The organism is Thermus sp., assembly GCF_040290245.1.
Taxonomy (GTDB): domain Bacteria; phylum Deinococcota; class Deinococci; order Deinococcales; family Thermaceae; genus Thermus_A.
The window spans coordinates 1-6,598 of sequence record NZ_PSMQ01000079.1 but is presented as its reverse complement, the minus strand read 5'-3'; the positions used below and the strand labels follow the sequence as shown (position 1 = coordinate 6,598).

4 protein-coding genes are annotated in these 6,598 nt (G+C 66.0%); 3 read left to right on the top strand and 1 reads right to left on the bottom strand.

Annotation, left to right across the window (positions count from 1 at the left end):
* Positions 1-257: 257 nt before the first annotated feature.
* The 3 genes from C4301_RS09015 to uvrB are packed head-to-tail and all read left to right on the top strand — an operon-like array spanning position 258 to position 5,655.
* Positions 258-2,939: an S-layer homology domain-containing protein gene (locus tag C4301_RS09015; RefSeq protein WP_352414752.1), complete on the top strand. Its 2,682-nt coding sequence runs from the start codon at positions 258-260 to the stop codon at positions 2,937-2,939.
* Positions 2,940-2,993: 54 nt separating this feature from the next.
* Positions 2,994-3,641 carry a tetratricopeptide repeat protein gene (locus tag C4301_RS09010; RefSeq protein WP_352414751.1) on the top strand — a complete coding sequence of 216 codons (648 nt, stop codon included), beginning with the start codon at positions 2,994-2,996 and terminating at the stop codon, positions 3,639-3,641.
* A 1-nt stretch (position 3,642) separates the two neighbouring features.
* Positions 3,643-5,655: an excinuclease ABC subunit UvrB gene (gene uvrB / locus C4301_RS09005; RefSeq protein WP_352414750.1), complete on the top strand. Its 2,013-nt coding sequence runs from the start codon at positions 3,643-3,645 to the stop codon at positions 5,653-5,655.
* 63 nt (positions 5,656-5,718) lie between these two features.
* Here the strand turns inward: uvrB and C4301_RS09000 are convergent.
* Positions 5,719-6,598: dihydrolipoamide acyltransferase (locus tag C4301_RS09000; RefSeq protein ID WP_352414749.1), on the bottom strand; the 880-nt coding region annotated here is incomplete at its 5' end.

Below are 6,598 nucleotides of genomic sequence, written 5' to 3'. Positions count from 1 at the left end.
GGGTCCGCCACCTCGTCGGGCCAAAGGCCCCCTGCGCTTCCCGCCTTTTTGGCCTAGCCTCTAACTCTTCCAGGCGCTCACCCCCCTGGGGCCTAAGTATACTTGACAAAAGCCCCATGAGGCCTTTATGATAGGCCCGGATGCCGCAAGCCTGCGACCTAGGGTGCAGGGGCTGCGGGCGTCCAAAGGCCGGGAAAAGGGGAGGAAACGCGGAAACTCGCCCGGTACCCCGGCCCAGATAAAGGGGGTAAATGGGTATGAAGAAACGGCTGGTCATTCTACTGGCGGGGCTTTTGACCGTGCTCTCCATGGGCTTCGGTCTGGCCCAGTTCTCGGACGTGCCGGCAGGGCACTGGGCCAAGGAGGCGGTGGAGGCCCTGGCGGCGAAGGGGCTCGTCATCGGCTTCCCGGACGGCACCTTCCGGGGAAACGAGACCCTGACCCGGTACGAGGCGGCCCTCATCATCTACCGGCTTTTGCAGATGATCGAGGCGGAGCTTAAGGCCAAGGGAGAGTCCCCCACCATGAAGGCCCTCTCGGAGGAGGATCTCCAGGCCCTGAGGAACGCGATCCAGGAGCTCGCCTCCGAGCTCGCTGCCCTCGGCGTGCGGGTCTCCGCCCTCGAGGACAACGCGGCCACCAAGGACGACATCGCCCGCCTCGAGGCCATGATCCAGGAGCTCAAGGCCCAGCCCATGCCGGAGCCGGGCATGGACCAGGCCGCCCTCCAGGAGCTCATGGACCGGGTGGAGGCCGCCTCCATCGCCGCGGACACCGCCTTGGCCCAGGCCCAGCAGCTCGCCGAGCAGCTGGAGGCCCTGTCCCAGGAGGTGGAGGGGGTGAAGGGCGACGTCTCCGCCCTCCAGACCCAGGTGGAGGCGAACGCAGGCGCCATCCAGGCCTTGAACGAGCTCGCCATTCTCCTGAACCAGGACGTCCTCACCCTGCAGGACCGGGTGACCGCCCTGGAGAAGGGCCTGGCCGAGCTCCAGGGGGTGAGCTTCGAGGAGTTCGCCACCAAGGAGGATGTGGCCGCGGTCCAGGAGTTCGCCGCCGCCCTGCGCTCCGACCTGGTGAAGCTCGCCGACCGCGTGGGGGCCTTGGAGGGCAAGACGGGCGAGTTGGAGAAAAAGGTGGCCACCCTGGAGCGGAACGCCTTTACCATTTCCGGAAGGCTTTCCCTCAGCTATTACCAATACTACAAGACTGGGGCCGCCCAGGCCTTTGACGTGGACCGGCTCTTCTCCTCCAACTTCTCTAGCGGGGATTCGAACGGCAACGGCCTTGTGGTGGATGAGCCTGACCTTGGCCCAAATGACACGGAAGGCGCCACCACGGCCACCCTCAGGTTGAAGCTCCAGACCAAGGGCCTGGACGCCAAGTCCACCCCCGGTGGGTACAACACCTACCCCGGCCTGGTCCAGTTCAGCCTAACGGGCAGCTGGACCAACCCATCAGCTAGTGCCTCCGTGGCTCCTAACCTCGTGGTGGACAAGGTCTCCACCACCCTGAACGTGGCCCAAGGCCAGACCCTCAGCTTCACCTTCGGCCGAACGGTGAGAACCAAGTTCACCGAGTACGTCTTTGACAACGATGCGGTCAGCCGCGGTCCCGGCCTCGTGGCCAGTCTTAACCCCGGCCTTCTGGGGGCCCAGATCACCGCGGTCTACGGGTCCAAAGGGGGTGCGAACGGCGACAACCTCTACTTCTATGGCGCCCGGGCCACCCTCAAGCCCTTGGACACCCTGACCCTTGGCCTCTCCGCGGTCCGCGAGGCCACCCCGGGCAGCTCCGGAACCACTGTGTTCGGCCTGGATGGGAGCCTCGCCCTGGGCCCCTTCAGCCTTTCCGGCGAGTACTTTAGCAGCAGCCCGAGCAACGCCAGCGGGTACTATGTGATGGCGAGCGGGGGGCTGGGCATCTTCAACCTTAAGGCCAACTACCGGAATATCGGAGCGATTAATGCAAACACCCAGCTTTCCGGGGACGCCGAGAAGGGCGAAAACAACGCGCCCTTCCACAGCGACCAGGTGGGGTACGGAGGGGAGGCCACCGTTAGCCTGGGCATCCTCAGCCTGGGGGGCTACTACGACACCTATACTGGCACCGGGGCCCGGACGGCCTATGGGGTGAACGGCACCGTTACCCTGGGGGCGCTGAGCCTTAGGGCCTACTACGACGCGGCGGATAAGGGGAATGACGGTACCCTGGATGATTCTGCTTCGAGCGAGAAGGCCGGTCCTGCTAACTACAGTGCCTCAGAGTTCAACTACACCCAGTACGGCGCGACCCTGAGTCACGATGGCTCCAAGCCGGAGGCCCTGATCCGCAACCTCAACTTCACCGCCTCGGTCAATGTGCGCCCCCAGATTGCTAGCGGCCCCGGCACGGATATCGCCGTGTATGGGGATTACAGCGGGAGCTTTGGCATCCTGAACGCCAAGCTCCTGGGCCGTTACCATAGCTACACCCTGCAGGGCAGTGCGGCGGGGAGCTACTCCACCCTCAAGGGCGGCATCCAGGCCTCCACCCAGGCCCTGGCCTTGCCCCTTGCCCCCAGCCTCTTTGGCGAGTTCGTGACCCGGCAGACCAATGGTGGCACCGCCAACAACGCGGAGACCAAGTACGCCTTCGGGGTTAAGCTGAACGAGTTCCTCTTCAAGAACTCCAGCCTCGAGGTGAAGTACGGTGCCTACCAGGGAAGCAACATCTCCAACGTTCTCCTCGGTAGCGATGAGAAGGCCTGGGATCCCAGCGTGGACCATATCTACGACACAAAGGTCAACGCCGGCGGCATTGAAGGCAGCATCACTGGCCTCTACGTGAGCTGGACCTACTGGGACCTTGTCCTCTCCTGGGGCCAGTTCCAGGTGGACAACAACGGCACCTTCACCACCAACGCCAGCGCCTTCAAGATCGCCTACACCGTCAGCTTCTAGCCTGGCGTGGCCTGCCCCCCGCCCTTTGGGCGGGGGGTTTTGTATCATGGGCGTATGCGCTTTGCCCTCTTCCTTCTCCTGGGCCTGGCCCTGGCCCAGGGTCTCGGCCCGGTCCGGGAGCTTCTGCGCCAGGGGCGGTACGAGCAGGCCCTAGCCCGGCTAGAGCGGGAGGAAAAGGGCCCAGAGGCCCTGGCCCTAAGGGGTAGGCTCTACCTTCTCCTGGGAGAGGTGGAAAAGGCCCGCCAGGCCCTGGAGGAGGCGGCGCGCCTGGGCCAGGGGGCGGGGGTGGAGCGGCTGAAGGGGTGGCTGGCCCTGGAGGAGGGAAGGTATGAAGAGGCCCGGTGGGCCTTTAGGGCCGCAGCCATCTACTCGGGGCTTTACCAGGACGCCCTCCTTTGGGCCCTCTCCGCTAAGGAGGCGGGAAGCCCCGGGTTTGAAGAGGCCCTCCTTAGGGCGGAGCGGGCGGGAGGCGGGAAAGAGGCGGCCCTCCTCCTTGGGCTCGGCCGCCTGGCCGAAGACCCCCAGGCGGCCCTTTTGGCCTTTCAAAAGGCTAAGGAGGGGCCTTTCCAGGCCCAGGCCCTTTACCTGGAGGGGCGGGCCCTCGAAGCTCTGGGCCGGGACCTCGAGGCCAAGCAGCGCTACCGCGAGGCCCTGAAGGCTTCCCCGGACTACCTCCCCGCCCGCCGGGCCCTGGGGCTATGAGATGGGCGGTTTCCGTTACCAAGGCCCAGAACCCAAAGGGGACCAGCCCAAGGCCATCCGGGAGCTCATAGAGGCCTTAAGGGCGGGGGAACGGTTCGTCACCCTTCTCGGGGCCACGGGCACGGGGAAGACGGTGACCATGGCTAAGGTCATCGAGGCCATGGGGCGGCCCACCTTGGTCCTTGCCCCCAACAAGATCCTGGCCGCCCAGCTCGCCGCCGAGTTCAAGGCCCTCTTCCCCGAGAACGCGGTGGAGTACTTCATCAGCTACTACGACTACTACCAGCCCGAGGCCTATGTCCCGGGGCGGGACCTGTACATCGAAAAGGACGCCTCCATCAACCCCGAGATCGAGCGCCTCCGCCACTCCACCACCCGGAGCCTCCTCACCCGGCGGGACGTGATCGTGGTGGCCTCGGTCTCGGCCATCTACGGCCTGGGGGACCCCCGGGAGTATAGGGCGCGGAACCTGGTGGTCCAAAGGGGGATGACCTACCCCCGGGAGGCCCTTCTGGAAAGGCTTCTGGAGCTCGGCTACGAGCGGAACGAGATCGACCTCGCCCCCGGCCGCTTCCGGGCTAAGGGGGAGATTCTGGAGATCTTTCCCGCCTACGAGACGGAGCCCATCCGGGTGGAGCTTTTCGGGGACGAGGTGGAGCGAATCCTCCAGCTCCACCCGGTAAGCGGGGAGAGGCTGCGGGAGCTTCCCGGCTTCGTCCTCTTCCCCGCCACCCACTACCTCTCCCCGGAGGGGATGGAGGGGATCCTGGAGGAGATCCAAAAGGAGCTCGAAGAACGCCTGCGCTACTTTGAGGAGCGGGGGGAGGTCCTCTACGCCCAGCGCCTCAAGGAGCGGACGCTTTACGACCTGGAGATGCTCCGGGTCATGGGCACCTGCCCCGGGGTGGAGAACTACAGCCGGTACTTTACCGGAAAGGCCCCCGGGGAGCCCCCCTTCACCCTTTTGGACTACTTCCCCGAGGACCGGCTGGTCTTCATCGACGAGTCCCACGTGGCCCTGCCCCAGCTTCAGGGGATGTACCGGGGGGATTACATGCGGAAGAAGACTCTTGTAGATTACGGCTTCCGCCTGCCCTCGGCCTTGGACAACCGGCCCCTAAGGTTTGAGGAGTTTTTGGAAAGGGCCCCCCAGCTGGTCTTCGTCTCCGCCACCCCTGGGGCGTTTGAGCGGGAGGCGGGCCGGGTGGTGGAGCAGATCATCCGGCCCACGGGGCTTCTGGACCCCTTGGTGGTGGTCAAGCCCACGGAGAACCAGCTTCTGGACCTGATGGAGGGAATCCGCGAGCGGGCGGGGAGAGGGGAGCGGACCTTGGTCAGCGTCCTCACCGTGCGCATGGCCGAGGAGCTCACGGGCTTCCTCGTGGAGCACGGGATAAGGGCCCGCTACCTCCACCACGAGCTGGACGCCTTTGAGCGCCAGGCCCTTCTGCGCGACCTCCGCCTGGGCCACTACGACTGCCTGGTGGGCATCAACCTCCTCCGGGAGGGGCTGGACCTGCCTGAGGTCTCCTTGGTGGCCATTCTGGACGCGGACAAGGAGGGGTTCTTGAGGAGCGAGCGGGCCCTCATCCAGACCATCGGTCGGGCGGCGAGAAACGAACGGGGGGAGGTCTGGCTCTATGCAGACACCCTTTCCGAGGCCATGCAAAGGGCGATCGAGGAGACGAACCGCCGCCGCCGCCTCCAGGAGGCCTACAACCTCGAGCACGGCATCACCCCAAAGACGGTGCAAAAGGCGGTGCGGGCGGTGATCCGGCCGGAGGGGACCGAGGAGGCGGCCGAGGAGGTCTGGGACGAGGAGGCGATCAAGGCCCAGATCGCGGAGCTCGAGCTTCTGATGTGGCAGATGGCCGAACGGATGGAGTACGAAAAGGCGGCGGAGCTGCGCGACCAGATCCGGGCTTTGGAGGCGAGGCTTCAGGGGGCGAAACCCGATCCCCTCCCCCTTAAGCGGCGTGGGGGGCGTTCTCGCAAGGGGTCGTTCAGAAGGTGAGCAGGCGGTCGGAGCCCCAACCCCATCCCCTTCTGACCAGGCAAGGATGCCCAGCCGGGTGGCTTAGAGAAAGAGGAGGAGGGGTTCTTCCAGATACCGCTTGACCCCTTCCAGAAGGGCCCGGGCCTCTTGGGGCTCAAAGGGGCCGGAAAGGGCCAGGAGGCCCTCGGGGTGTAGGTAAAGAACGGGCTTTCCGGTGTGGAGTTCCTCCTGGTCATAGAGGCAGAAAAGCCCTTCCTCCTCCTTCCACTCTGCCTGGGCCAGCGCGCGAAGCCCCCCGGAGGGCAAAGGGGCCCCCCGGAAGGTTTCCCCCTCCAGCCGGCCCAGAAGGGCCGGGTGGGGAAGCCCCAGTTCGGCCAGGGCCTTTTCCGCCGCCTTGGCCAGGAGGGCCTGGAGGACGGTTTTCTCCTCTTTTCCCAGGGCCCGGGCGAGGACCTCGGCCGCCCTTTGGGCCGGGCCTAGGTCCAGCCGCGCCCGGTGGACCCGTAGGACCAAGGGGGGGACCGGGAGGACGGAGGCCCCTTCCAGGACCTCGGGCTTGGCCTCCGGGATGGGCTGGGGTTGGATGCCCTCGAGGCCGGCTTCCGGCTGGGGCTCGGCCTTTGCCCAACCCGGCAGGGGGGGTTCGGGTTCCTCGAGGACGGCGGGCTCTTCCAAAGCCCAGGCCTCCTCCTCGGCCGGGAGGCCGAAGGGTTCCGCCGGAAGGTCCTCCGGCCAGGTCAGGTGGGTGGCTTCTGCCTCCTCGGACAAGGAAGTGGAGGTCCGGGCCTCTGGTTCCTCCTCGAGAGCCGCGTCCTCAAAATCCAGTTCCACATCGATCAGGCTTTCCAGGTCCAGATCGCTTAGCTCCTCGGGCCTCGCCGCTTGGGGGAGCACCTCCTCGAGGTGGACCCCCTCCTTGGCCAAAACGCTCATGGCCCGCTCCAGGTCCTCCGGGCGCGGG

Excerpts from the sequence above, each read along its gene's own strand:
- uvrB (WP_352414750.1), top strand. The coding sequence starts at position 3,643 with ATGGGCGGTTTCCGTTACCAAGGCCCAGAACCCAAAGGGGACCAGCCC.
- C4301_RS09010 (WP_352414751.1), top strand. The coding sequence starts at position 2,994 with ATGCGCTTTGCCCTCTTCCTTCTCCTGGGCCTGGCCCTGGCCCAGGGT.
- C4301_RS09015 (WP_352414752.1), top strand. The coding sequence starts at position 258 with ATGAAGAAACGGCTGGTCATTCTACTGGCGGGGCTTTTGACCGTGCTC.